General features: G+C 65.4%; 26 protein-coding genes. 15 read left to right on the forward strand and 11 right to left on the reverse strand.

What is annotated here, in order from left to right; translation table 11 throughout:
- Positions 1-110: 110 nt before the first annotated feature.
- Positions 111-1,451 carry a transposase gene (locus tag HSR122_RS09480; RefSeq protein WP_229109465.1) on the reverse strand — a complete coding sequence of 447 codons (1,341 nt, stop codon included), beginning with the start codon at positions 1,449-1,451 and terminating at the stop codon, positions 111-113.
- Positions 1,452-1,576: 125 nt separating this feature from the next.
- On the opposite strand from HSR122_RS09480, the gene HSR122_RS09485 reads away from it, so the two are divergent.
- The 4 genes from HSR122_RS09485 (at position 1,577) to HSR122_RS09500 (ending at position 7,067) form a co-directional block, all read left to right on the forward strand.
- Positions 1,577-2,086: an LUD domain-containing protein gene (locus tag HSR122_RS09485; RefSeq protein WP_229109466.1), complete on the forward strand. Its 510-nt coding sequence runs from the start codon at positions 1,577-1,579 to the stop codon at positions 2,084-2,086.
- The gene (locus HSR122_RS09490; protein ID WP_229109467.1) at positions 2,083-4,260 is read left to right on the forward strand and encodes an LUD domain-containing protein; all 2,178 of its coding nucleotides are present in this window, start codon (positions 2,083-2,085) and stop codon (positions 4,258-4,260) included. The genes HSR122_RS09485 and HSR122_RS09490 overlap by 4 nt, the downstream gene beginning before the upstream one ends.
- 75 nt (positions 4,261-4,335) lie before the next feature.
- Positions 4,336-5,469: a DoxX family protein gene (locus HSR122_RS09495; RefSeq protein WP_229109468.1), complete on the forward strand. Its 1,134-nt coding sequence runs from the start codon at positions 4,336-4,338 to the stop codon at positions 5,467-5,469.
- A 137-nt stretch (positions 5,470-5,606) separates the two neighbouring features.
- Positions 5,607-7,067: an RtcB family protein gene (locus tag HSR122_RS09500; RefSeq protein WP_229109469.1), complete on the forward strand. Its 1,461-nt coding sequence runs from the start codon at positions 5,607-5,609 to the stop codon at positions 7,065-7,067.
- Here the strand turns inward: HSR122_RS09500 and HSR122_RS09505 are convergent.
- Positions 7,064-7,504 carry a type IV pilin gene (locus HSR122_RS09505; protein WP_229109470.1) on the reverse strand — a complete coding sequence of 147 codons (441 nt, stop codon included), beginning with the start codon at positions 7,502-7,504 and terminating at the stop codon, positions 7,064-7,066. The two genes, HSR122_RS09500 and HSR122_RS09505, sit on opposite strands and share 4 nt — an antisense overlap.
- 176 nt (positions 7,505-7,680) lie before the next feature.
- Here HSR122_RS09505 and HSR122_RS09510 point away from each other — a divergent pair, with 176 nt between their 5' ends.
- The 4 genes from HSR122_RS09510 to HSR122_RS09525 all read left to right on the forward strand — a co-directional run bounded on the left by HSR122_RS09510 (position 7,681) and on the right by HSR122_RS09525 (position 9,740).
- Positions 7,681-8,058, forward strand: coding sequence for a transcriptional regulator (locus tag HSR122_RS09510; RefSeq protein ID WP_229109471.1), 378 nt, complete (start codon positions 7,681-7,683; stop codon positions 8,056-8,058).
- On the forward strand, positions 8,055-8,348 hold the full coding sequence (locus tag HSR122_RS09515) for a DUF7521 family protein (RefSeq protein ID WP_229109472.1): 294 nt from the start codon (positions 8,055-8,057) through the stop codon (positions 8,346-8,348). Before HSR122_RS09510 ends, HSR122_RS09515 begins: the two co-directional genes overlap by 4 nt.
- 110 nt (positions 8,349-8,458) lie before the next feature.
- Positions 8,459-8,755, forward strand: a complete 297-nt coding sequence (locus tag HSR122_RS09520; RefSeq protein WP_229109473.1) for a DUF7521 family protein — start codon at positions 8,459-8,461, stop codon at positions 8,753-8,755.
- A gap of 124 nt (positions 8,756-8,879) precedes the next feature.
- The gene (locus HSR122_RS09525) at positions 8,880-9,740 is read left to right on the forward strand and encodes a CheF family chemotaxis protein (RefSeq protein ID WP_229109474.1); all 861 of its coding nucleotides are present in this window, start codon (positions 8,880-8,882) and stop codon (positions 9,738-9,740) included.
- On the opposite strand, the gene HSR122_RS09530 is transcribed toward HSR122_RS09525, so the two are convergent.
- Complete coding sequence (locus HSR122_RS09530) at positions 9,741-10,358, reverse strand: glycosyltransferase family 2 protein (RefSeq protein WP_229109475.1); 618 nt, start codon at positions 10,356-10,358, stop codon at positions 9,741-9,743.
- Between the two features lie 87 nt (positions 10,359-10,445).
- Between HSR122_RS09530 and HSR122_RS09535 the strand changes: the two genes are divergently transcribed.
- The gene (locus HSR122_RS09535) at positions 10,446-10,604 is read left to right on the forward strand and encodes a DUF7559 family protein (protein ID WP_229109476.1); all 159 of its coding nucleotides are present in this window, start codon (positions 10,446-10,448) and stop codon (positions 10,602-10,604) included.
- Between the two features lie 26 nt (positions 10,605-10,630).
- Here HSR122_RS09535 and HSR122_RS09540 read toward each other — a convergent pair whose 3' ends face one another.
- Complete coding sequence (locus HSR122_RS09540) at positions 10,631-11,149, reverse strand: redoxin domain-containing protein (protein WP_229109477.1); 519 nt, start codon at positions 11,147-11,149, stop codon at positions 10,631-10,633.
- Positions 11,149-11,421, reverse strand: coding sequence for a glutathione S-transferase N-terminal domain-containing protein (locus HSR122_RS09545; protein ID WP_229109478.1), 273 nt, complete (start codon positions 11,419-11,421; stop codon positions 11,149-11,151). Before HSR122_RS09545 ends, HSR122_RS09540 begins: the two co-directional genes overlap by 1 nt.
- A 148-nt stretch (positions 11,422-11,569) precedes the next feature.
- Between HSR122_RS09545 and HSR122_RS09550 the strand changes: the two genes are divergently transcribed.
- Positions 11,570-12,919, forward strand: coding sequence for an FAD-dependent oxidoreductase (locus tag HSR122_RS09550; protein WP_229109479.1), 1,350 nt, complete (start codon positions 11,570-11,572; stop codon positions 12,917-12,919).
- A 160-nt stretch (positions 12,920-13,079) separates the two neighbouring features.
- Here HSR122_RS09550 and HSR122_RS09555 read toward each other — a convergent pair whose 3' ends face one another.
- The gene (locus tag HSR122_RS09555; RefSeq protein WP_229109480.1) at positions 13,080-14,477 is read right to left on the reverse strand and encodes a small ribosomal subunit Rsm22 family protein; all 1,398 of its coding nucleotides are present in this window, start codon (positions 14,475-14,477) and stop codon (positions 13,080-13,082) included.
- Positions 14,474-15,220, reverse strand: coding sequence for a prephenate dehydrogenase/arogenate dehydrogenase family protein (locus HSR122_RS09560; RefSeq protein ID WP_229109481.1), 747 nt, complete (start codon positions 15,218-15,220; stop codon positions 14,474-14,476). Before HSR122_RS09560 ends, HSR122_RS09555 begins: the two co-directional genes overlap by 4 nt.
- Positions 15,221-15,343: 123 nt before the next feature.
- On the opposite strand from HSR122_RS09560, the gene HSR122_RS09565 reads away from it, so the two are divergent.
- On the forward strand, positions 15,344-15,589 hold the full coding sequence (locus tag HSR122_RS09565; protein ID WP_229109482.1) for a hypothetical protein: 246 nt from the start codon (positions 15,344-15,346) through the stop codon (positions 15,587-15,589).
- Between the two features lie 14 nt (positions 15,590-15,603).
- Here the strand turns inward: HSR122_RS09565 and HSR122_RS09570 are convergent, their stop codons facing one another.
- Entirely contained in the window at positions 15,604-16,446 is an 843-nt protein-coding gene (locus tag HSR122_RS09570; RefSeq protein ID WP_229109483.1) for a COX15/CtaA family protein, read from the reverse strand.
- 120 nt (positions 16,447-16,566) lie between these two features.
- On the opposite strand from HSR122_RS09570, the gene HSR122_RS09575 reads away from it, so the two are divergent.
- Positions 16,567-17,976, forward strand: coding sequence for a class II fumarate hydratase (locus HSR122_RS09575; RefSeq protein WP_229109484.1), 1,410 nt, complete (start codon positions 16,567-16,569; stop codon positions 17,974-17,976).
- Between the two features lie 42 nt (positions 17,977-18,018).
- On the opposite strand, the gene HSR122_RS09580 is transcribed toward HSR122_RS09575, so the two are convergent.
- Complete coding sequence (locus HSR122_RS09580) at positions 18,019-18,291, reverse strand: hypothetical protein (protein WP_229109485.1); 273 nt, start codon at positions 18,289-18,291, stop codon at positions 18,019-18,021.
- Between the two features lie 154 nt (positions 18,292-18,445).
- On the opposite strand from HSR122_RS09580, the gene gatE reads away from it, so the two are divergent.
- Together gatE and HSR122_RS09590 are read left to right on the forward strand one after the other, a co-directional pair.
- Positions 18,446-20,338 carry a Glu-tRNA(Gln) amidotransferase subunit GatE gene (gene gatE, locus HSR122_RS09585; protein ID WP_229109486.1) on the forward strand — a complete coding sequence of 631 codons (1,893 nt, stop codon included), beginning with the start codon at positions 18,446-18,448 and terminating at the stop codon, positions 20,336-20,338.
- 1 nt (position 20,339) lies between these two features.
- A complete protein-coding gene (locus HSR122_RS09590; protein WP_229109487.1) occupies positions 20,340-20,750 on the forward strand; it encodes a hypothetical protein in 411 nt (136 codons plus the stop codon).
- A gap of 3 nt (positions 20,751-20,753) precedes the next feature.
- On the opposite strand, the gene HSR122_RS09595 is transcribed toward HSR122_RS09590, so the two are convergent.
- Together HSR122_RS09595 and HSR122_RS09600 are read right to left on the reverse strand one after the other, a co-directional pair.
- Positions 20,754-21,476 (reverse strand): RNA methyltransferase, encoded by a 723-nt coding sequence (locus HSR122_RS09595; RefSeq protein ID WP_229109488.1) that lies wholly within the window; start codon positions 21,474-21,476, stop codon positions 20,754-20,756.
- The gene (locus HSR122_RS09600; protein WP_229109489.1) at positions 21,473-21,991 is read right to left on the reverse strand and encodes a hypothetical protein; all 519 of its coding nucleotides are present in this window, start codon (positions 21,989-21,991) and stop codon (positions 21,473-21,475) included. Before HSR122_RS09600 ends, HSR122_RS09595 begins: the two co-directional genes overlap by 4 nt.
- Positions 21,992-22,078: 87 nt before the next feature.
- On the opposite strand from HSR122_RS09600, the gene HSR122_RS09605 reads away from it, so the two are divergent.
- A complete protein-coding gene (locus HSR122_RS09605; protein ID WP_229109490.1) occupies positions 22,079-22,696 on the forward strand; it encodes a hypothetical protein in 618 nt (205 codons plus the stop codon).
- Positions 22,697-22,735: the final 39 nt, after the last annotated feature.

Here is a 22,735-nt window from a genome sequence, read left to right on the forward strand (position 1 = left end):
CGAGTCCGTCCCGCCCGACCGTTCGAGCGCGGCGTCAGAGATTTCGGACAGCCTTGCCCGTTTCCGCAGGCGTGAAGTACCCCGCGCACGGTGGCGCGGGGCGTCCGTGTCTACTCTGGTACTGCTGAGGCAACGGACTTGAATTCCTCTCGCGCTTGACTCTGCGAGTCTCGCGCCGACGGTCCGTGTCGGTCAACACCCGAACCCGAAGTGGGTCCGTGAGAGTCGGCCCCTCCACCAGGGCCCGATACCGCCCGTCTCACCTTCTTCACCTGAGGAAGGGTGTCGAGAGGCGGCACATTTCCATACTGTTCATCGAACCACTCCTGCACGACGCACACCGCCGCCTTCCGATCTGCATGGTCCTGGAACCCACACTCCAGACACTTGAACCGCTTTTTCTGCCGGTTCGCTCGTTCGGTATGCTGGCACTCCGTTCGGGGGCATCGCTGACTCGTGTACTCCGGGTCAGCCTTGTCAGTGGGAATCCCACTCCAGGCAGCCTTGTACGACACCATCTCTTGGAGTGCCGCGAACGGCAACGAGTGGAGCCGACGGTTCATCCGCGTGCCGTAGTCGATGCTGTCTCGCATGTCTTTGAGGTCTTCAAAGACAAGTACCGGGTCCAGAAACTGCGAGACCCATTCGACTACGTGACGCGATACCTTGTGCAAAGCGTCGTGGACGTAGTCGCGTTCTTCGGTCTGTACGACTGATTCAAAGCCTGTCTGCCCCGCTTTCTGCATCCGCTTGCGTTTGGTGAAAAACTCGTGACGCTGTTCTTTCACCGATGGATACTCAAACACCACGGAATCTTTCACAGCACCGTTTCGACTCATCGCAACAAGTGCGATGCAATCCTCGTTCACATCCACACCAACAATCGTGTCTGCATCGTGTTTGCTGGCGACTCGATGCGTTTCATGCGTGATGGTAACGTGAAGTCGCCATTCGTCGTGTTTGTGGACGACTTCAGCCGTGCCAACCCGCCATTCCTCATCGTTGAAAGCAGTCCTCAGACGGTCGAAGTGGTCAGGGCTCCCACGAAGTTCACCTTTGACGTGCGTTCCTCTCGTAGCCGTGATGCGGAATCGAACTGTGGTATCGTCTTCGGGGAACAGCCGGTAGCCTTCGCCGTGGTTCATCACCATCGGGTACAGGCCGTCAATGTATGGGTAGGGCCGCCCCCACCCATCATCTTTGTTGTCACGGTAGGTTTCGAGCTCTCCAAGTGCCTTGTCAACGATGAGTTGAGTGGTGTTGTTAACGTGATCGGCGTTGGTGACGACAGTCGATTTGATGTCGTCCCACTCCCATCCTTGTCCGTCAAGGCGATTGGTTTCGTTACGAATGCGACGAGCTTCGAGACAGCCCGTTTGCAGATCGTCGCCACTCCCCGTGTCAATATCTAGTCCGAACGATAAGGTCTGGGTGAGTTTGGACAACTGCACTATAATCTTATATGGTTTGATACCTGTTAAAAGTTGATATTGTGACGCGCTTCACCCACGGGCACGGTGGCCCCTGGTACTCGCGCTGTTTTCATTATAGACCGACCGAGCCGAAACCGCGTGTAATGGCAACAATCGCTGGGAACGCGACCGTGGATCGGTTCGCCGCGGCGCTCGACGACCTCGACGTGGGCTGGACGCTGACGACGGTCGACGAGCTCTCCGGAGAACTCGAACGGTTCTCCGAACCGACCGTCGGCGCGCCCTTCCCGTTCGAGGACCTGTCGCTCCCGGACTCGATCCCGCGAGCCTCGGAGTCCGAGGACGTGAAAGACGCAAACACCGGTGTCACGGCGGGCGTGCTCGCGATCGCGGAGTACGGAAGCGTCGTGATCGGATCGGAACCGCCGGAAACCGAACCCGTCAGCCTGTACGCGGACACGCACGTCGCCGTCGTCCGGGCGGAAGACGTCGTCGCCTCGATGGGCGAGGCGTTCGCCGAACTCGGGCCGCGGCTGCGAGAAGCCGGCGGGAACGCGATCATCGTCACCGGGCCGAGCGCCACCGCCGACATGGGTGCACTGGTCCGCGGCGTCCACGGTCCCGGTGACGTCCACGTGGTGATCGTCGAATGAGCCGAAAATCCAAGCGAGCGAAAGCCGCACAGATCCGCGAGACGATGGCCAGCGAGGGTGCGTCCGTCCGGGAGAACACGCAGGGATTCAACCGGGGTCGTTACGAAACCGTCGCGGATCTCGAGAACTACGAGGAACTGAAAGACGAGGCACGCCAGATCAAGGAAGACGCCATCGAGCGGCTCCCGGAACTGATCGATCAGCTCACCGAGGCCATCGAAGCGAACGGGGGAACGGTCTATCTCGCCGAGGACGAGGCCGACGCCAACGAGTACGTCTCATCGCTGGTCGAGTCCGGCGAGACGGTCGTCAAGAGCAAGTCGATGACCAGCGAGGAACTCGAGGTCAACGAACACCTCGAGGCTGCGGGTGCGAACGTCGTCGAGACGGACCTCGGGGAGTGGGTCCTGCAGGTCGCCGACGAGGCTCCGAGCCACCTCGTCGCGCCGGCGATCCACAAGTCCCGCGAGTCGATCGCCGAGTTATTTCACGAGCGGTTCGATCCGGACCAGCCACTCGAGACGCCGGAAGACCTCACGGCTTTTGCCAGCGAGTACCTGGCCGACGCCTTCGAGGACGCCGACGTCGGCATGACCGGTGCGAACTTCCTCACTGCCGACAGCGGGTCGATGCTGCTGGTTACCAGCGAGGGCAACGCCCGCAAGACCGTCGCCGCGACCGATACCCACGTCGCCGTCGCTGGCGTCGAGAAAGTCGTCCCCAGCGTTGAGGACCTCCAGCCGTTCGTCGAACTGATCGGCCGCTCCGGCACCGGTCAGGACATCACTTCCTACGTCTCGCTTCTCACGCCACCGGTCGAGACGGCGACCTTCGGCGAGGACGAGCTCGAGGGCAGCGACGATCGCGACTTCCACCTCGTGCTGATCGACAACGGCCGCATGGCCATGCGCGAGGACGAGCAGTTGCGCGAGACGCTGTACTGCATCCGGTGTTCGGCGTGTGCCAACACGTGTGCGAACTTCCAGCAGGTCGGCGGCCACGAGTTCGGCGGCGAGACCTACACCGGCGGGATCGCCGGCGGCTGGGAGACCGGTGTCCACGGCCTCGACAGCAGCGAGGATTTCGTCGACCTCTGTACCGGCTGCTCGCGCTGCGTCGAGGCCTGCCCGGTCGGGATCGACATCCCCTGGATCAACACGGTCGTCAGAGACCGGATCAACCGCGGGGCCGACGACCACACCTACGACTTCCTGGTCGACGGTCTGACGCCGGACACCGAGGAAGGCGGGATGAGCCTCCAGAAGCGGTTCTTCGGCAACTTCGTCACCGTCGCGAAACTCGGCAGCTTCTTCGCGCCTGTCTCGAACTGGCTGGCCGGTTTCGGCCCCAATCGGTGGATCGCCGAACAGCTTTTGGGCGTCGATCAGCGCCGGGACATGCCGCAGTTCAGCCGAGAGACGCTCAAAGAGTGGGCCAGCGGCCGGGACGGACCAGCCGACCCGGACTGCGAGGTCGTCTTCATGGCCGACACCTACACCAATTACATGCACGTCGAGCGCGGGAAGGCCGCGATCCGGGCGCTGGAAGCGCTGAACGTCGACGTCGAGATCGCGGACGTGACCGAGAGCGGGCGGGCCGCCCTCTCACAGGGGATGGTCAGGACAGCGGCCAACCACGGCAAAGCGGTCGCCGAGGAGTTGCTCCCCCATATCGACACCGGACGAGAGGTCGTGATCGTCGAGCCGAGCGATCTGACGATGCTGCGCGACGACTACGAACGGCTGCTTGACGCGGAGACGTACGAACGGCTCTCGGAGCACAGCTACGAGATCCTCGAGTACGTCTACGGCCTGCTGGAGAACGGGGCCGACGCCAGTGCCCTGCGTGACGGCGACGGCGAGGAGATCGCCTATCACGGCCACTGTCAGCAGCGAACGCTCGGGCTTGCGGCCCACACCGAGGCCGTCCTGGAGGAACTCGGCTACGACCTCGTCACCTCCGACGTCGAGTGCTGTGGCATGGCCGGCTCGTTCGGCTTCAAACAGCAGTACTACGACGTGAGCATGGCGGTCGGCGAGGAGTTGCGCGAGCAGTTCTCGACCCCCGAAGCCGAGGGCCGGACGGTCGTCGCCAGCGGCACGTCCTGTCACGACCAGCTGACGGACCTGATGAAACAGGACGTGCCGCATCCGATCGAACTCGTCGCACCGTGATCTAGACGCAGAGATATCGCCCCTATCTTCCGGTGAGCGCGCCCTTATGCCCGTTCAATCCATACAACGCCCATCATGATCCAGATTCGAGAAGCGGTTCGACGGTCCGGTCTGACGGTCGCAACCGTCGTGCTGCTGTGGGCGGCGATACGTCCCGCCGCGGCCCACGTCAGATACGTCACTGCGGACCCGCCTGACGACGGCCTGCAGTTCACCATCGGGGTGCTCACAGAGCCGGCGAACGCGCTGCTGTTCGGTACGACGGGACTGCTCGCCGTTGCCGGTGTTGGGGCGTACCTGTGGGTTCGGCCGACAATCCCCGACTTCGATGTCCTGCGGTCGGCCCTGCGGGAGTATCTCACGTACGTCCCCTGGATGCTCCGGCTGAGCCTCGGCCTCCCGCTGGTCGGGGCCGGCTTCATCGGCTATCTGTTCAGCCCGAGCGTGCGGACGGCCGACGTGCTCGGGACGACCGCCCAGGCCGAGGCCCGGATCCTGCTGATCGGGATCGGCTTCTTCCTGCTGTTCGGGCTCGCCACGCGAGCGGTCGCGCTGGTCGGGCTGGCGACCTACGTCGGATCGGCGATCGCGTTCCCGACGACAATCATCGCGCTCGAGTACGTGCCGGGCTTTATCGCGATCGCGCTGCTCGGCGGCGGACGACCGAGCGCGGATCACCTGCTCGAACGCGTCGCGAGTTCCCCGGGCACCTACTACGGCCGGATCGATCCTGTCCACCGCAGGGCCGGAACGATCCGGGATCGGCTCGATCCCTACACCGCGTACGTCCCCACCGTCCTGCGGATCGGCCTCGGGGCGACCTTCGTGTTACTCGGCCTCGGCGAGAAACTCCTCCGGCCCGGACCGGGACTGGGCGTCGTCGAGAAGTACGATCTCACGGCGGTCGTCCCGGTCGACCCGGGCGTGTGGGTCGTCGGCGCGGGACTGGCCGAAATCGCCTTCGGGATCGCCCTGCTCTTCGGGCTGTTGACCCGCGCGACTGCTGCGGGGGCGTTCGTCCTGTTCACCGTCACCCTCTTTGCCCTGCCCGACGACCCCGTGCTCGCGCATATCACGATGTTCGGGCTCGCCTCTGCGGTGTTCACCCTCGGCGGCGGGCCGCTGTCGATCGACGACTGGTTGAACTCGTCCGTCGAACCCCATCGTAAACCGGCTCCGGGCAGTCAGGCGGAGAGCCGAAGCGGGTAGCCGTCCCAGCGACCGTCGTACGTCGGTTTCGGATCAACCGCATGACCGCGGGCGATATGCCGGTGACTCGGCACGGTGGTCACTACGACTCTGGAAACCGGGAACCTTTCTTTGTGCTGGCGCGTCGATATTCGCGTATGAGGACCTACGAGGCCGGGGACATCACGCTACAGCGAGTCCGCGAGTACGTCTGGGAGATCCCCCGGGAGGGCGAGATGAACGTCCCCGCCCGGGTGCTGGCCAGCGAATCGCTGCTGGACGAGATCAGCGACGACAAGACGCTCGAACAGCTGAAGAACACGACCCACCTCCCCGGAATCCGGAAACACGCCCTCTGTATGCCGGACGGCCACCAGGGATACGGCTTCCCGGTCGGGGGCGTGGCCGGGATCGACGCCGAAAACGGCTGTATCTCCCCTGGAGCGGTCGGTTACGATATAAATTGTGGCGTGAGGTTGCTGAGAACAAACCTCGCGTACAGCGATATTCGGGGCCGCGAGGAGGAACTCGTCGACGCGCTGTTCGACGCGATCCCGTCGGGACTGGGGGGCGGCGGGATCTTCGAGGGAACGAGAGCCGACATCGAGGCGATCCTCGAAGACGGGATGGAGTGGGCACTGGAGAACGGGTACGCGGTGCCCGAGGACCTCGCACACTGCGAGGACGAGGGGCGGCGACCGGAGGCCGACGCGGACGCGGTTTCACAGAAGGCCAAGGACCGCGGGAAGGTACAGGTCGGGTCGCTCGGATCGGGCAACCACTTCCTCGAGGTCCAGCGGGTCACGGACGTCTTCCTGGAGGACGTCGCCGAGGAGTTCGGACTCGAGGAGGACCAGATCGTCGTGATGATCCACTGTGGATCACGCGGGCTGGGCCATCAGGTCTGTACGGACTATCTCCGTGAGATCGAACAGGCCCACCAGGGGTTGCTTGCCAGCTTGCCGGACAAGGAACTGGCCGCCGCGCCAGCGGGGTCACAACTGGCCGAGGAGTACTACGGGGCGATGTGTGCGGCGATCAACTTCGCGTGGGTCAACCGGCAGTTGATCATGCACCGGACCCGCGAGGTCTTCGAGGACGTGTTCGACCGGTCGTGGGAAGAGATGGAGATGGAGTTGCTCTACGACGTGGCGCACAACATCGCCAAGAAAGAGGTCCACGAGATCGACGGCGAAGATCAGGATCTGTACGTCCACCGGAAGGGTGCGACGCGGGCGTTCCCGGCTGGTCGTCCGGAACTGCCGCCGGCCTACGCCGACGTTGGCCAGCCGGTTCTCATCCCCGGGAGCATGGGCTCGGGCAGCTACGTGCTCCGGGGCGGCGAGCGCTCGCTTGAGGAGACGTTCGGCTCGACTGCTCACGGCGCGGGACGGCTCATGTCGCGTACGGAAGCGAAAAACACCTTCTGGGGAGAGGACGTCCAAGACGAGTTGCGCGACCAGCAACACGTCTACGTCAAGGCACAGAGCGGCGCGACCGTCGCAGAAGAAGCGCCGGGCGTCTACAAGGACGTCGACGAGGTCGTGAACGTCTCGGACGCGCTGGGGATCGGGGACAAAGTCGCCCGGACGTACCCGGTCTGCAACATCAAAGGCTAGACTGCGTCCGTTCCGTTCCAGGTATCGAGGACGGTCGCCGTTCCGGACGCGGGATCGATGTAGACGACGCGGATCGAATCGTCGGGGCCGACCGGCCGTCCGTACGCGCCTTCTTCGCTGACAAGGACCGGATCGCCCGGCTCGATGGTCGCAGAAGCGTCGTCGCCAGCGAGCGCTGACCACCGCGCCGAGGCGTCGTCGGGCCCCTGGACGGAAATATTCCCGGCCGCGAACGTCCCGCCGCGTTCGTAGGTCACCAGCAGTCGTTGACGGTCCTCACTGTAGTCGAATTCGAACTGCCCCTGCGGACCCGCCTGATCCTCACCCAAAAACAGAACGCTCGATCCGAGTGCGGCGACGATCACGAGTGCGATCGCGATTAGAACGAGGGTGCTGGCGAGTTCAGAGACCGCGCGGTCCACGCCTGCGTTTCGCATATGCGAGTTTTCGGTGGCTCGGCATATAAGATCCATCCCGGCACAGCCGGAAGACCGTTCCTCGGGGGCGTGGCGAGTTTCCGTTCCGATACTTGTGCGATCGGTGTGAAAGGGGTGTACAACAGTCACGATATGTCGGTGCCGTTAAACCGGTGTGCGTCGTATGGATGAGTGAAATGGTCCGTGACCCGTTCGCGGACGAGGACGCTCCCGATCTCCAGGACGTGCTCGATGCACTCGACGACCCCGAATGCAGGGCGATCATCAGGGAACTCGACGAACCGATGACCGCAAGCGAAATCTCCGATGCGAGTGACATTCCGCTCTCGACGACCTACCGAAAGCTTGAGCTGCTGACCGAGGCGTCGCTGCTGAGCGAGGGCGTCGAGATCCGTCCGGACGGCCAGCACGCGAGCACGTACGAACTCGATTTCAAGGAGGTCGTCATCGGAGTGACGGACGATCTCGATTTCGACGTCTCGATCGCCCGTCGTGCGCGGACGGCCGACGAGCGCCTCGAAAACCTGTGGTCGGAGGTGCGCAAAGAAACATGAGTCCACACACGTTCACGCTCCCGCCAAGCGCTATCGCGTTCAAGACGTTGACGCTGATCCTCGGCGGCCTCATCACGTATCTGTCGTATCGTGCGTACAGGCGAACCGGCTCCCCGGCGCTACGGGCGCTTTCGATCGGCTTCGGACTGGTGACGACGGGGGCGTTACTTGCGGGCGTGACGAATATTCTCTTGCACGACATCTCGATCGGGGTGAGTCTGGCCATCGAGAGCGGTCTCACGACTGCCGGGTTCGCCGTCATCGTCTACTCGTTGTACACGCAAGATTGACCGTATCGCCGGAGAATGTACTCGACAGCCAGGGGACACTGGATTCTCGTTTCGTGGAAATACGATCAGTATATATTGTTACCCGGATCCTACGTCGATCCGACCGGGATATGTATGGAAGCACGTCGTTGCTCGTCGCCGCCGAGACGATCATCTTCGTCTGTAGTGGGGTCCTCGCCTCGCTGTCGTACCGGGCCTATCGACGACGGCGGTCGCGCTCGCTCGGCGCTCTCTGCGGTGGACTCTCCCTCGTCGCGATCGGCACGCTAATCGGCGGGCTACTCATCGCGCTCGGGATCGGTACGTTCGTTCACGCCGCCAGCACGAGTGCGGCGTTCGTCGCGGTCGGATTCGTCGTCGTGACCTACGGGATGTACGCCGGCCGGCCGTCCTCGCAGTCGACGTGATGTGCGGCTGTTCCATACGGCGGCCCGGGCCGTATTGTCATCCGGCAGGCCGCCGAAAAGCCCTAATTGGGCGTGTGCCAACTAGCACGCACGCGGTCGATCCGACGCGATCGATCGACTTGCCATGAGCCAGGGCGAACGCAAACTCTACGACGAGCGCGGGAAGTTTATGCAGGCCGTCAAGGACGGCCACGAGATCCGCGACGCCGACTGGAGCGCCTGTCGCGTCGTCCTGACGACCGAGCGAGTCGTACTGATCGGCGACGAGAAGCGATCGATCGATATCGACACCCTGGGGCGGGTCAACGATCGGTTCGACGTCAACCAGAACGCGGCCGTCGAAGGGAGTTACACGTCGCTTCGGACGGACGACATGGTCTTTCTCGTTTCGACGCCGGATCAGGACACCTTCGAGACGGCGCTGTACAAGGCCTCGCTCAACAACGGCATCCTGCTCGTCCAGCACCCGGCAGTCGAAGGCGGGGTCGTCCAGGACGTCGAGTGGACCAAGGCGAAGACGAAGATCTCCGAAGACGCGATCCGCTTTGCGATGGCCGACGGCCAGAAAGTGAGGATCGATCGAGACGATATCGGGGACGTCGAGACCGACAAGCGAACGGTCGACGGCCAGGACCGCACCGTATACGAGGTCGAACACACCGAAGACGACCGGAGCGTCGAAACCCATCTCACCGGCGAGTCTCACCACACGGCAGTCATGGGCGCACTGCTGGAGGAGGGCGTCGAGCGCCACCGCGCGAACCTCGATCTGGACGGCGTCGAAAAGCAGGTTATCATGGCGCTGCACTCGGGGGTTTCGCCGTTCGACATCCCGGAGTTCGTCGATCGGGACGTCGAACGCGTCGAGGAAATCTTCGACCGGCTGATCGAGTACGACGTCATCGAGGTCGAGCGCGAGCGGACCGAGGTCGCGCTGACGCCCGAGGGTCGGCAGGCCGCCGGCGACTCGATCGGCGATCGGTGACTACACCCTCCGAAGATAGCGCAGCACGTACAGGAGCTGTCTCGCGTGACCCCACGCGATCGAGCGCGGCTTGTCGATCTCGCGGGTTTCGATGGGGACCTCGCCGATCCGCGCGCCGTTGGCCGTCGCTTCGAGCACGAGCGTCCCACAGGTACAGACCGTATCGAGTTCGAGATCGACCGCCAACTCACGCCGGAGCGCCCGCAGTCCAGTCCCCGAATCGCTAACGGGTACTTTCAGTCGCGTGAGGCGGTTGAGCAACCGCTCGGACGGACGTGGAATGTGCGAGCGCGCGCCCAGCACGAGGTCCAGATCGTGCGTTTCGATCGGTTCGGCGACCCGTCGCACGTCTTCCGGTCGGTGCTCGCCGTCGGCGTCGTAGGTCACCACGACCCCGGTCTCGGCCTCCCGGAAGCCGCGTTTCAGCGCCGCGATGTATCCCCGGTTGGTCGGCTGTTCGACGACTGTCGCGCCCGCGTCGCGGGCCTCGCTTGCCGTTCCGTCGGTCGATCCGTCGTCGACGACCAGCACCTCGTGGTCCCCGACCAGTTCGTCGACGACTACCCCGATCCGCCCCGCCTCGTTGTGGGCGGGCACGACGACTGTCACGTCTCGCATGCTCGGGCGTACTCGTTGTCGGCCCCTGATAGTGGCGATTTGCCCCGGGAGTCGCGGCTTTATCTTCCCGGGCGGTCAAGCAGGGATATGCCCGCAACGCTCGAGGTCGCCTGCGAGAACGACGACTGTGAACTTGACATGTTCGAGTTGCACTACACTTACGATATGCCCGACGACGTGGGCGTCTCGGATTTCCAGTGTCCGTACTGCGGCCGAACCGACTCGCTTCGGGCGATTGAGCTCTGAGAGTCGCCGAGGAGACTGCCCGATCGTTATCGGTGCTCGGCCAGCGCGTCTTCGACCGCGTCGTAGTTCGGCAGGTCGGGCCACTCGCGGGCCGCCCACGCATACTGGATCGTCCGGTCCTCGTCGACGAGAAATACTGCGGGTCGCGGCTCGCTGATCCCGGCCATCCCGTCGAGGTCGTGGACCACCCCGTATGATTCGGCGACGCCGTTCTGCGGGTCGCTGAACAGGCGATACGGAATCCCGCGATCCCCGATGAGCGTCCGGTGTTCGTACGGCGTCGAGATCGACAGCCCGACGATCGTCACGTCGTACGTCTCCTCCCACGCCCGATCCCGGAGTTCGTTCCAGATATACGTCGCCGGGAAGCTCCCGTCCATCGGATAGAACACGAGCAGGACCGGGCCGTCGGCCGTCAACTCCGACAGTGCGACGTCTTCCCAGTACTCCGAGCCGACGAGCGGGCGGACGAACTCCGGGGCCTGCTCGCCGACCTGTGGATGGTCCGCGTCGCCGAGGTCGACGACGTCGAACGCCAGATCCATCATCTCGCCTCCCCGTACGTCTGATCGAGATAGTCGACGATGTTGTCGCTCTCGGACATCGTCACGCCGGTGTTCTCGTCGACGATGGCCGGGACTGCGCGCTGACCGGTGACTCGCTTGACGACGTTGCGCTCGGAGTGCATCGGTTCCACGAAGCGCGAGCGAAACGGGAGGTCGTACTCGTGGAGCTTTCGGACGACGCGCTCACAGAACGGGCAGGCCTGCAACCGATACAGCGTGATCGGCTCGTCGAGGCGCTCGGTGTCGCTCATGCTCCGGCTTTCAGTTCGAAGACGCCTAAGCGCTGTGTTGGCGGCCGTTTTCACGGGTTGTCGTTGCGAGCGGGAGACGCGTTGCTACCACGCACAGAAATGCACACTCAACACAATTCTTTAGCACGGGCGGAACGAACGTGTGGACATGGCAGAACCATTCGTCATCGTCGGCGGCGACGCGGCGGGGATGAGCGCGGCGAGCAAGGCCAGGCGGGAAGCGCCCGATCGGGAGATCGTCGTCCTCGAGCGCGGCAAGTGGGTCTCGTATGGGGCCTGCGGGTTGCCCTACTATGTCAAGGGCGACGTCGAGTCGCTGGAGGACCTGGTCGCGGTACCGCCGGAGAAGTTCATCGACGAGCGGGACATCGACCTGCGGACCGGCCACGAGGGGATCGCGATCGACACCGACGCCGGGACGGTCACCGTCCGGAGCGACGAGGAGACCTACGAGCAGTCCTACGGCGACCTGCTGATCGCGACCGGCGCGCGGGCGCTGGAACCGCCGATCGACGGGCTGGATCTCGACGGCGTCTTCACGTTGCACAGCATGGACGCCGGGGCGGAGATCAAGTCCTACGTCGAGAACGGGGACCTCGACAGCGTCGCGGTGATCGGCGGCGGCTACGTCGGCATCGAGATGGCCGAGGCCTTCGACGCCCACGGGCTGGACGTGACGCTGTTCGAGATGCTTCCGCAGGTCCTGTCGACCTTCGGCGAGAGCGTCGGCGAGGCCGTCGGCGAACACCTGCGCGAGCAGGGCGTCGACGTCCGCCTCTCGACGCGCGTCGAGCGACTCGCCGGCGACGGGACGATCGAGGCCGTCGAGACGGAAGACGGTACAGTCTCGGTCGATGCCGCGCTCGTCGGCGCGGGCGTCGTTCCGAACGCGGAACTGGCCGAGCAGGCCGGGGTCGAACTGGGCGAGACGGGCGCGATCGCGACCGACGAGTACGGCCGGACGAACGTCGAGAACGTCTACGCCGCGGGCGACGTCGCGGAGATGACACACACCGTGACCGGCGAGCCCGATCACGTCCCGCTGGCGCTGACTGCGAACCGCGCCGGGCGGGCGATCGGCCAGACCGTCACCGGCACGGAGACGCCGGTGGGCGAGATCGCCGGTACGGCCGTCGTCAAGGCGTTCGATCTCGCGGCCGCGCGAACGGGCATCACCGACGAAGCGGAGGCACGGCAGGCCGGCTTCGAGCCCGTCTCCGTGACGATCAACGCGCCCTCGCGGGCCCACTACTACCCCGGCGGCGACGAGCTCGAGTTGACGATGGTCGCCGACCGCGAGACCGAGCGGGTGCTGGGCGCGAGCATCGTCGGCCGCGAGGGCGTCGCCAAGCGGATCGACACGGTCGCAACCGCCTTGCACGAGGGGATGACCGTCGAGGATGTCGAGTATCTCGACCTCGCGTACGCGCCGCCCTTTAGCCCGACCTGGGACCCGGTACTGACGACGGCGAAGGTGCTGAACGGCCAGCTAGAGTGAACGCCTGCGCGGTCGGGACGCTGCGATCGTCGGGGTCGATCGCCCGAAGTCGAGCGGTCGATCCGGGACAGACCGACAATAATCACTATGAGATCGTAACTTCTCGTCTCGCGTTCGAAAATCGTCACGACTCGCCCAACACTCGAAACCCGCACAGAGATCAGCGCGCGACATCGACGACCGCCTCGTCGTCGACGACGAGGTTGTACGCTGCTTCGTCGTCGTTCCACAGCACGAGCACGTTCTCGAAATCGAGCAACGCCCCGTAGGGAGCGTCCGCGAGCGGCCGCGTCAGCGACGAATCGTCGAGCAGCACGGCGAAGACGTCCTCGTTCTCGCTGCCGTCGCCGACCAGAAAGAGCGGATTGCCACCCTCCGAGAGGTCGTGACTGAGCTTGATCGCGACCAGATCGACCCGGTCGGTCACCAGCGACTCAGCCTCCGCGAGCGGCGCGACCCGCGAGCGATCCGGCGTGTACTCGATCCGCCGCTCGCCGTCGGTTCGCAGGATCGAGAAGGCGTACTGCACGTCGACGTTCTCGAACGCGCCGGAGTCGAACCGATCGCCGGCCGCCGACTCGAGGCGACGCTGGAAGGGAGGCACCGCCAGATCGGGCTTGCGGTCGAACGACCAGCAGTCGCCGTCGGGCGTCCGCCCGGGCCAGAGCCGGCAGGTGGGCGCGTAGATCGTGTACTCGTCCTCGACGGCCCGCTCGGTCCGGCGCAGTCCCGTCGCCGTGTTCCTGTCGGCGGGCTCGATCGCCACGAGCGACCCGGACGAGGCCAGCGCGGACCGATAGCGACGGAGTATCGCCGCCGGATCGTCGAGTTCGTTCAGGACGTTCGCGAACACCAGCAGATCGAACTCACCGTCGGGTTCGAAGGTCTCGGCGCGCTCGCGATGGACGGTCGGGTAGACGTTCCGGCCGGTCTCTTCCAGCAGGCGCTCGAGCACGTCTGCGTTGTCGCTCGGCTCGACCGCGTGATACTCGACGAGGGTGTCGCCAGGAAGCAGATCCGTGATCCCGAGCGCCGGCCCGCCGGTCCCGGCCCCGACGTCGAGTACCCTGAGCGGTGAGGAAAGTTTCCCCTCGCTGGCCAGTTCGGCGATCACGTACTGAGTGGCCGCGTAGGTATCAGGCAGATGGTAGATCGCATACGCCAGCGCTGTCAGTTCGTCGTATTCGACCGCGCGCTGTTCGAAGTAGGCGTCTTTCAGCGAGACGAGTCGCTCGCGGAGTCGGTCGCCGCTGGTCTCGTCCGGCCAGCCGGGACCGAACGTCTCGACGAGCAGGTCCTCCAGCGCTCGGGCATAGCGCTCGGGAAACGCCTCGACGCCGTCGAAATCGACGGAAACGGTCCCTTCGGGCACGGGGACGAACGTGCCGTCCGGTCGTTCGATCAGCCCGAGTTCGGGGGCCAACTCGCGCAGCGTCGTCCGGACGACGCCGGGGTGGGGCTGGCCCTCGACGTACTCGTAGATCTCCTCGGGATCGATAGGGCGGACGTTTCGCAGGTACTGAGCGTTCTCGCGGATCGCCTGTCGCTGGTCGTTCATCCGTCACTCGCCTCCGCGTAGAGGTCCTCGAAGGCGTCCCTGTCGGCGTCGGCGATCTCGCGGGCGGCGTCCGCGACCGCGTGGGCCCCCTCGAAGGTCTCCTGAATGTCGGCGTAGACCCGCGGATCGTTGCCGGTCACCTGCTCGACGAGATCGAACAGCCCGGCCGAGATCGGCGTGTGGAACGGCTGGGGGACCTCGCGGGCGGCCAGCGCGAACGCGAGGACGGCCGCGTGGGCGCTCGCCTGGACGGTCTCCATCGCCTCGTCGTGAGTCGCGGCGTCAGTTTCGACCCACTCGTTGCCCCGGGCGACGAGCGCGTCCCGGATCGCGCCAGCGACCTCGCCGCCGTCCTCGACGACCGCCGCGACGTTGCCGGGGGCGTTGTCGGCGGCGAAAAGCGGGTGGAGGCTGATCCGCTCACACTCGGGGACGTGTTCGCTCATCGCCGCGAGCGGGCCGGCCATGTAGCCGGCCAGATCGGCCATCGCAGCCGTCGCGTTGTCGGCGAACTCGGCGATCACCTCCGGCGTAGCCGGAATGGGAACGGCGACACAGACGAGGTCGAACCGCTCGTCGGTGTCAGGCGAGACCGCGCGGGCACCCAGCGCGTCGGCGGCCGCGTCGGCGACGGCCGGGTCGGCGTCGGTGACGGCGAGGTCGACCGGCGCGTCGCGACCGTCCCGGAGGGCCTCCCCGAGCCACCGTCCCATCTCACCGGCTCCGACGACGAGGACATTCATCGGGAAGGGGTTTCCGTTCGGCAATCAAAAGCAGTTCGGTCGTCGGACCGACGACGATCACAGTGTTTTATTTTCGTTGGGGGCAGAGAACCACGTACGTCGGGGATTCCGGCGGTGGATACCGTGAGTTCGAAACTGGGATACGTGGAGATCGTCATCGGAACGCTGATCGCGTTCGGGGGGACGGTACAGGTACTGGTCAGACTGGGCGAAACACAGCAAGTGCTTCTGTGGGGCGTCGCCGTACTCGTCGGGCTGTTCGTCCTCGCGTACGGCGTCGTCACGGTGATGAGTGCGGGCGACTCCGAGGAGGCGGCCGATCCGAACAAGGCGATCGGCAAGACCGATTCGCGGTTCGGACGCGGCTAGGCCGTCGAGCGCGGCTAGCCGACCAGCGAGCCGAGCAGCGGGAGCTCGGCGTCGGTGGCACGGTGAGCGAACCATGCGGCTCCGAGCAGCGCGACGAACACGAGACCGGCGACGCTGTCGGCCACAAGCAGGCCCTGCGGATCGAGTCCGTGACGACCGAGCAGCATCTGGACGGCGAGCAGGGCGGCGGCCAGGAGACTCAGCGTCCCCTGTCGGATCGCGTCCCGATCGCCGACCGAGCGAGTCCAGGTCCCGACCGCGACCAGCAGCGCAAACAGGACGAGCGCGAGTCCGTAGTAGACGATCTGCACTTCCGGGGTGTAGGGAAAGACCGTCCCGAAACTGAACAGATGACCCAGCGGAACGAGTGCAAGCGCAACCAAGGCGGCGTCGCGCAGCCGCGTTCGCTCGATCGGTCCGTAACTGCGTGCCGCCGCGTAGACGACGAGCGTGAAGATCGACAGCGCGGCGAGGTAGTGTGCCGCCTGGACGGGCGGCGAGTACCCCCAGGGGAAGAGCCCGCCCACCGTGACCGTGAGCGCGCCGAGGCCGATCTGGACCGGGAGCAGCGCGACGGCGGCGACCAGACTGTAACGGACGCGACGGCTCGCGCCGCGCTTCCAGGCTAGTCCCGCAATTCCGAGCAGGGCGAACCCGGTCACCATCGCGACCAGTCGGTGGAACCACTCGATGAAACTCATCCAGTTCGCGGGAAACAGCCCGAAGACGGCCCCGTCACAGAACGGCCACCGAGCGCCACAGGTGAGACCCGCACCAGCCCCGGCCGTGTACACGCCCAGCAACATGAGGACGAACGTCAGCCCGGTCGCGCCCGCGAGCAGTCGCCGGAGTTGCATAGGCGACGCTCGGTGCCCCGGGTACTTAGATGCGTCCGTCGCGTCAATCCAGTCGATCGCGGACGTACCGCCGGCAGTACGACCAGTGCTGTTTTGTCGCCGCCGCGAGTGGGTGTGTGCATGGCAGACGAACACCGAACCGAATCGGACAGCCTCGGCGAGATGGAGGTTCCGGCTGACGCCTACTGGGGGGCACAGACCCAGCGCGCCGTCGAGAACTTCCCGATCAGCGACGCCCGATTCGGGCGGCGCTTCGTGCGCGCGCTCGGGATCGTCAAGAAGGCCGCGGCACAGGCAAACCGCGATCTGGAGACGATCCCCGACGAGAAAGCGGGCTACATCATCGACGCTGTGGACGAAGTAATCGCCGGCGAGCACGACGACCAGTTCCCGGTCGACGTCTTCCAGACCGGCAGCGGCACTTCGACGAACATGAACGCGAACGAGGTGATCGCCAACCGCGCGACCGAACTCTCCGGCGGGGAGATCGGATCGCGTGAGATCCACCCCAACGACCACGTCAACTTCGGGCAGTCGAGCAACGACGTGATCCCGACGGCGATGCACGTCGCCGCGCTGGAGGCCGTCGAGCGCGACGTCATTCCCGGGCTGGAGACGCTGCGAGAGGAACTGGAAGCGAAGGAAAACGAATTCGACGACGTGGTCAAGACCGGTCGAACCCATCTCCAGGACGCGACGCCGATCCGGCTGGGTCAGGAGTTCTCGGGCTACCGGACACAGGTCGAAAAGGGGATCGCTCGCGTCGAGGACTCGACCGACCGGCTGGCGGAACTCGCACTCGGGGGGACGGCGGTCGGAACCGGGTTGAACACCCACCCCGAGTTCCCAGAACTGGCGATCGAGTACATCGGCGAGGAGACGCTGTTGCCGTTTCGCGAGGCCGACAACCACTTCGAGGCCCAGGCCGCCCACGACGCGATGAGCGAGGCCCACGGCGCGTTGCGCACGGTGGCCGGATCGCTGCACAAGATCGCAAACGACCTCCGGTTGCTCGCGTCGGGGCCGCGCAACGGCCTCGGCGAGATCGACCAGCCCGAGAACCAGCCGGGGTCGTCGATCATGCCCGGGAAGATCAACCCGGTCGTCGCCGAGTCGGTCAACCAGGTCTACGCGCAGGTCGTCGGCAACGACGCCGCGGTCTCGACCGGTGCGGCAAACGGACAGATCGATCTCAACCTCTACAAGCCAGTCGTCGCGCACAACTTCCTCGAGTCGGCGGAACTGCTCGCGAACGTCTCGGGGACGTTCGCCACGAAATTCGTCGCAAAGCTGGAGGCAGATCGCGAACACTGCGAGCAGCGCGTCCAGCAGTCGATGGCGCTGGCGACCGCCCTCAATCCCGCGATCGGCTACGACAAGGCCAGCAAGGTCGCCAAGCAGGCCCTCGAAGAGGGCAAGACGATCCGAGAAGTCGTCCTCGAGGAGGGCTATCTCGACGAGGACGAAGTGGACGAGGTGCTCGATCCGGCGAAGATGACCGAACCGGGGATCCTCGGCGGGGAAGAGTAGCCGTTGACGCACGAGTGTCGTCAAAGCTGTGCTGACACGGTCCTAGCGCGGCCACGCGGACGAGACGAGATCAAGCAGCCAGCGGAGGAACGCTTCGGCGGTCTCTGGGAAGTTCGGAACGAAATGCCAGACGATGATCGTCGTCAGGATGCCGGCGGGGATCCCTAACAGGAACCCGTATACGATATAGTCGGTCCGATCGGCCTCCAGAAGGACGTCTCTGAATTCGCGCTCGTCAGTGACGTCTCGCTCCTTGACGCCCGGATCGTAACTCGACTCGGTTTCGTCCTCTTCAGGCGGGTCGTAGGAGCTCATCGCGCACTAGTTCGATCGGCACATAATTCATCCTCCGACGGCTTATACTATCTCATCTATAAATCCCCTATCATATCGCCGATACGGCGGCCGTCGCGTTTGAAGCCGCAGCGAGACGGTGTGCTTTTTGTTTGTGCCCTCCCAGCCACCTACAATGACGGAGTTCGATTACGACGATCTGGGGCTGGTGGCCGGTCTTGAGATCCACCAGCAACTCGACACGGCGACGAAGCTCTTCTGTGAGTGTCCGACCGAGTTGCGCGACCCCGAGGAATCGACCCGGCGACTGACCCGATACCTTCACCCGACCAGAAGCGAGCTGGGCGAACTCGACGAGGCCGCCCTCGAGGAGAGTCGCGTCGAGCGCGAGTTCGAATATCTGGCCTACGACTCGACGTGTCTGGTCGAGGAGGACGACGAACCGCCTCACCGGATCGACGAGGAGGCCACGACCGTCGCGCTGGAGATCGCCCGGCTGCTCGGGATGGAGCCGGTCGATCAGGTCCAGCCGATGCGCAAGCTCGTCATCGACGGCTCGAACACCTCGGGCTTCCAGCGGACGATGTTGATCGCGGTCGACGGCGAGATCCAGACCGACGACGGACCGGTCGGCGTCGAGGACCTGATGCTCGAAGAGGAGAGCGCCCAGCGCGTCGAGGAGACCGATTCGGGAGTGCGATACTCGCTGGATCGGCTCGGCATTCCCCTGGTCGAGATCGGTACCGATCCGGACATCCGGTCGCCCGAGCAGGCCCGGGAGGCCGCCGAACGGATCGGGATGTTATTGCGCTCGACCGGCAAGGTCAAGCGCGGCCTGGGGACGATCCGCCAGGACGTCAACGTCTCGATCGCCGACGGTGCCCGCGTCGAACTGAAAGGCGTCCAGAGCCTGGACGACATCGACGACATCGTCCGCAACGAGGTGCGCCGGCAGGTCGAACTGCTGGAGATCGCCGACGAACTCGCGGATCGGAACGCCGGTGTCGGCGATCCCCAGGACGTGACGGCGGTCTTCGAGGGGAGCGATTCGGGCGTGATCCAGAGCGCGCTGGCGTCCGGCGGTGTGGTCCGGGCCGTCCGTCTGGAGGGCTTCGACGGACTGGTCGGCCGGGAGATCCAGCCCGATCGTCGTCTCGGGACGGAGCTGTCAGACCACGCCAAGCGCCACGGCGCGGGTGGGATCTTCCACACCGACGAACTGCCGGCCTACGGGATCACCGAGTCGGAGGTCGAGGCGCTGCGCGAGGCCGTCGACGCCCGCGAGGCGCGAAGCGCCCCGGATAGTGCGGGCGACGCCGTCGCGATCGTCGCGGACGATCCGGAGACTTCCGAGTTGGCGATCGACGCCGTCGTCGAACGCGCCGAGACGGCCCTCGAGGGCGTTCCCGAGGAGACACGGGACGCCAACGAGGACGCGACCTCCCGATACCTGCGCCCGCTCCCAGGTGCGGCGCGGATGTACCCCGAGACGGACGTGCCACCGGTCGAGCCCGACCCGAGCGAGATCGAGACGCCCGAGTTGCTCACCGAGAAGGTCGAGCGCTATCAGGACGAACACGGCCTCGACGCCGGGCTCGCCGAGCAGGTCGCCTACGGCGAGTACATGCCCCTGTTCGAGCAGGTTGTCGCCGAGGGCGTCGATCCGACGCTGGCCGCGGGAACGCTGGAATCGACGCTGACGGCGCTCCGACGCGAGGACGTCCCTGTCGGGGACCTGACCGACGACCACCTCCGGGACGCGCTAGCACTGGTTGACGACGGCGAGGTGCCCAACGAGGGGCTGGAGGATCTGCTGACGGCACTGGCCGAGGACCCCTCGCTGACGGCCGAAGCAGCCGTCGAGCGGGAAGACCTGGGCGGGGTCAGCGAGGACGAGGTCCGCGAGGCCGTCGTCGAGGTCGTCGAGCGCAACGCCGAGCAGGTCGAGGCGGAGGGCATGGGCGCGTTCTCCGGGCTGATGGGCGAGTGCATGGGCGCGCTGCGCGGCAAGGCCGACGGCGACCTCGTGAGCGACGTGCTCCGCGAGGAGATCCAGAAGCGAGCGTAGCGTGTACTCGAAAGCCCACGGTGCGATCTCGCTCGCGCTCGGAGTCGCGCTCGTCGCCGCCGGCGTCACCGTCGTCCATCCTGTCTTCGTCGTCAGTTATGCGACCGCTGTCGGTGTGCTCGTCGACCTCGATCACTTCCTGTGGGCCCGGTACAACACCGGTGACTGGCGGGCGCTACGGTACGTCCTCGGTACCCCCCGAGCCGCGTTCACCGACCAGCGGTCGATTTTCCGCGAGCGCGACCTCGAACCGCTCGAACGCCTGCTGAGCCACGTCGTGATCGTCGGGATCGCCGTCCCGCTGACTTGGTTGGTCGAGCCCGATATGGGGCTGGTGACCGGCGTGACGCTGTACGCACACGTGCTGGCGGATCTGGTCGAAGACGTCCGTGAACTCCGTGTGATCCGGTAGCCGTCACTTCTTGCGGCTGTCGATCCGCTGCTGTGCACGCCGGAAGATTCCCCTGAGCGTGACCGCTTCCCGATCGGTCGGGTGTGCGCGACCGACGAGCCGCCGGAAGAGTCGGCCGGCCTTGTCGCGTTTCTCCTCGGGGTGGTCGATCGCTTCGAGAAACGTCGCGAACTGGTCGTGCAACCCCTCGATTTCGCGTTCGCTCGCCCGATCGTGAGTCGGGTCTGGGAGCTGGGTCGACTCGAGCGTCAGCGAGCGCATCTCGTAGAGAACGATCGTCGCGGCCTGTCCGAGGTTCAAGACGGGGTACGCCTCGGAGGCGGGGATCGAGCACACTTCGTCAAGTTCGGCGAGTTCCGCGTTGGTGAGTCCGATACTCTCGCGGCCGAACACGAGACAGGTGTCGGCCCGAACGTCCGCGAGGCTGTCGGCCAGTTCTCGTGGCGTCCGGAACGGATACCGGACGTGCTTGCGAGCGTCCTCGTTCGTGACGGCCGTACAGCCGACTGTGTGGTAGTTCTCGATGAGATGCTCGAATGTGACCTCCCGGCTGTTCGGGAGGACGTCCTCACGGGCCTGTCCGGCGAACCCGTAGGCCTCGCCGTCCGGGTCCAGTTCCGGCGGGTTCACGAGCAACAGCTCCTCGAGGCCGAAGTTCTTCATCGAGCGGGCGATCGTGCCGACGTTGCCCGGCGTCTCGGCGCCGACGACGGCGACGCTGATCATGTGTCGAGATCGCCCAGGTCCACGTCGAGCGCCTCGCGCTCGCCCTCGTCCATCTCCTCGAGTTCCGCCTCGAGAGACGGGATCCCGCCGGCGACCGCCGCGTCAGGAAGCGCGTCCGGTTCGGAGTCGACGTGCTCGATCTCGCCGTAGTCGTCGGGCGCACGTCCGCCGTCGGCGATCCACTCCAGAAAAGTGTCCGAAAGCGCCGTGCTACCGGCGTATTCCTCGCCGCCGAGTTCGCGGAACCAGTAGAAGAAGTCCGGCTCGTGCTCCGCACAGAGCAACACCTCGTGCATCGGCTCGCCGTAGACCGCGCTGGCGACGTTACAGTGGCGTTCGTCGTCTTCGAGGACCATGCAGACGTCACAGGCGTTGCCGAGAATGGCCGTGAGCCGCGAGACGCGCCGGCGAGGCTCCGGTGGCATCTCCGCGAGCGATTTGATCGCCCCGTTCGCGTCGAATACGTCCGCCTCGTCGAAGCGCCAGCCCCGCAGTCCGATACTGACCTTGCCCATGTCGACCGCTTGGAGACCCGGCGATAAAAACCGCGTGGCGCGTTCTGTCCCCCATCGATTTAGTCACTGGCGACGTCAGGTTCGACCGTGAAGCGGTCACCCGGAGCCTCGCGCGGGCTGGTACGCCTTATGCAGGCGGGCCTGGTCGTGATCCTCGCGGCAGGCGTCGCGCTGGGGAACGTCAGCGTGATCGTCAATGCGACGCTCTCGCTGGCCGTGACAGCACTGCCGGCGCTGCTCGAGCGGGACCACGGTGTCACGCTCGACCCCGTGATCGTCGTCTGGATCACGGTCGCAGTGTTGCTGCACTCGGCGGGCATGATCGGACTCTACGATCGGGTCTGGTGGTGGGATCATCTCACACATACGCTCTCCGGCGGGCTCGTCGCCATTGCCGGGTACGCCGTGACGAGTGCGATCGACGAACACGCGCCGGACGTCACCCTGCCGCCGGCGTTCCTGTGGGTGTTCGTCTTCCTGTTTACCGTCGCCGTCGGCGTCTGCTGGGAACTGCTGGAGATGATCGGCCGGGAACTGGCGCGAGCGATGGACGTCGAACCGATCCTGATCGTCTACAGCGTCGAGGACACGATGCTCGATCTGGTGTTCAACGTCGTCGGCGCGACGATCGTCGCGGCGATGGCACGACTCTCCGGCGGACGTGCCGTTCTGGAGCGGCTGGGCGACTCGCTGGCCCGGCAGTGATCGGCTCAGCGACGACCGACACCGTTTTGCGCGCGCCAC

Origin of the sequence: Halapricum desulfuricans (assembly GCF_017094525.1) — an archaeon.
Classification (GTDB): Archaea; Halobacteriota; Halobacteria; order Halobacteriales; family Haloarculaceae; genus Halapricum; species Halapricum desulfuricans.

Bases quoted from the DNA above. Each gene is read 5' to 3' on its own strand.
- HSR122_RS09485 (WP_229109466.1), top strand. From the start codon at position 1,577: ATGGCAACAATCGCTGGGAACGCGACCGTGGATCGGTTCGCCGCGGCG.
- HSR122_RS09490 (WP_229109467.1), top strand. From the start codon at position 2,083: ATGAGCCGAAAATCCAAGCGAGCGAAAGCCGCACAGATCCGCGAGACG.
- HSR122_RS09495 (WP_229109468.1), top strand. From the start codon at position 4,336: ATGATCCAGATTCGAGAAGCGGTTCGACGGTCCGGTCTGACGGTCGCA.
- HSR122_RS09500 (WP_229109469.1), top strand. From the start codon at position 5,607: ATGAGGACCTACGAGGCCGGGGACATCACGCTACAGCGAGTCCGCGAG.
- HSR122_RS09505 (WP_229109470.1), bottom strand. From the start codon at position 7,504: ATGCGAAACGCAGGCGTGGACCGCGCGGTCTCTGAACTCGCCAGCACC.
- HSR122_RS09510 (WP_229109471.1), top strand. From the start codon at position 7,681: ATGGTCCGTGACCCGTTCGCGGACGAGGACGCTCCCGATCTCCAGGAC.
- HSR122_RS09515 (WP_229109472.1), top strand. From the start codon at position 8,055: ATGAGTCCACACACGTTCACGCTCCCGCCAAGCGCTATCGCGTTCAAG.
- HSR122_RS09520 (WP_229109473.1), top strand. From the start codon at position 8,459: ATGTATGGAAGCACGTCGTTGCTCGTCGCCGCCGAGACGATCATCTTC.
- HSR122_RS09525 (WP_229109474.1), top strand. From the start codon at position 8,880: ATGAGCCAGGGCGAACGCAAACTCTACGACGAGCGCGGGAAGTTTATG.
- HSR122_RS09530 (WP_229109475.1), bottom strand. From the start codon at position 10,358: ATGCGAGACGTGACAGTCGTCGTGCCCGCCCACAACGAGGCGGGGCGG.
- HSR122_RS09535 (WP_229109476.1), top strand. From the start codon at position 10,446: ATGCCCGCAACGCTCGAGGTCGCCTGCGAGAACGACGACTGTGAACTT.
- HSR122_RS09540 (WP_229109477.1), bottom strand. From the start codon at position 11,149: ATGGATCTGGCGTTCGACGTCGTCGACCTCGGCGACGCGGACCATCCA.
- HSR122_RS09545 (WP_229109478.1), bottom strand. From the start codon at position 11,421: ATGAGCGACACCGAGCGCCTCGACGAGCCGATCACGCTGTATCGGTTG.
- HSR122_RS09550 (WP_229109479.1), top strand. From the start codon at position 11,570: ATGGCAGAACCATTCGTCATCGTCGGCGGCGACGCGGCGGGGATGAGC.
- HSR122_RS09555 (WP_229109480.1), bottom strand. From the start codon at position 14,477: ATGAACGACCAGCGACAGGCGATCCGCGAGAACGCTCAGTACCTGCGA.
- HSR122_RS09560 (WP_229109481.1), bottom strand. From the start codon at position 15,220: ATGAATGTCCTCGTCGTCGGAGCCGGTGAGATGGGACGGTGGCTCGGG.
- HSR122_RS09570 (WP_229109483.1), bottom strand. From the start codon at position 16,446: ATGCAACTCCGGCGACTGCTCGCGGGCGCGACCGGGCTGACGTTCGTC.
- HSR122_RS09575 (WP_229109484.1), top strand. From the start codon at position 16,567: ATGGCAGACGAACACCGAACCGAATCGGACAGCCTCGGCGAGATGGAG.
- HSR122_RS09580 (WP_229109485.1), bottom strand. From the start codon at position 18,291: ATGAGCTCCTACGACCCGCCTGAAGAGGACGAAACCGAGTCGAGTTAC.
- gatE (WP_229109486.1), top strand. From the start codon at position 18,446: ATGACGGAGTTCGATTACGACGATCTGGGGCTGGTGGCCGGTCTTGAG.
- HSR122_RS09595 (WP_229109488.1), bottom strand. From the start codon at position 21,476: ATGATCAGCGTCGCCGTCGTCGGCGCCGAGACGCCGGGCAACGTCGGC.
- HSR122_RS09600 (WP_229109489.1), bottom strand. From the start codon at position 21,991: ATGGGCAAGGTCAGTATCGGACTGCGGGGCTGGCGCTTCGACGAGGCG.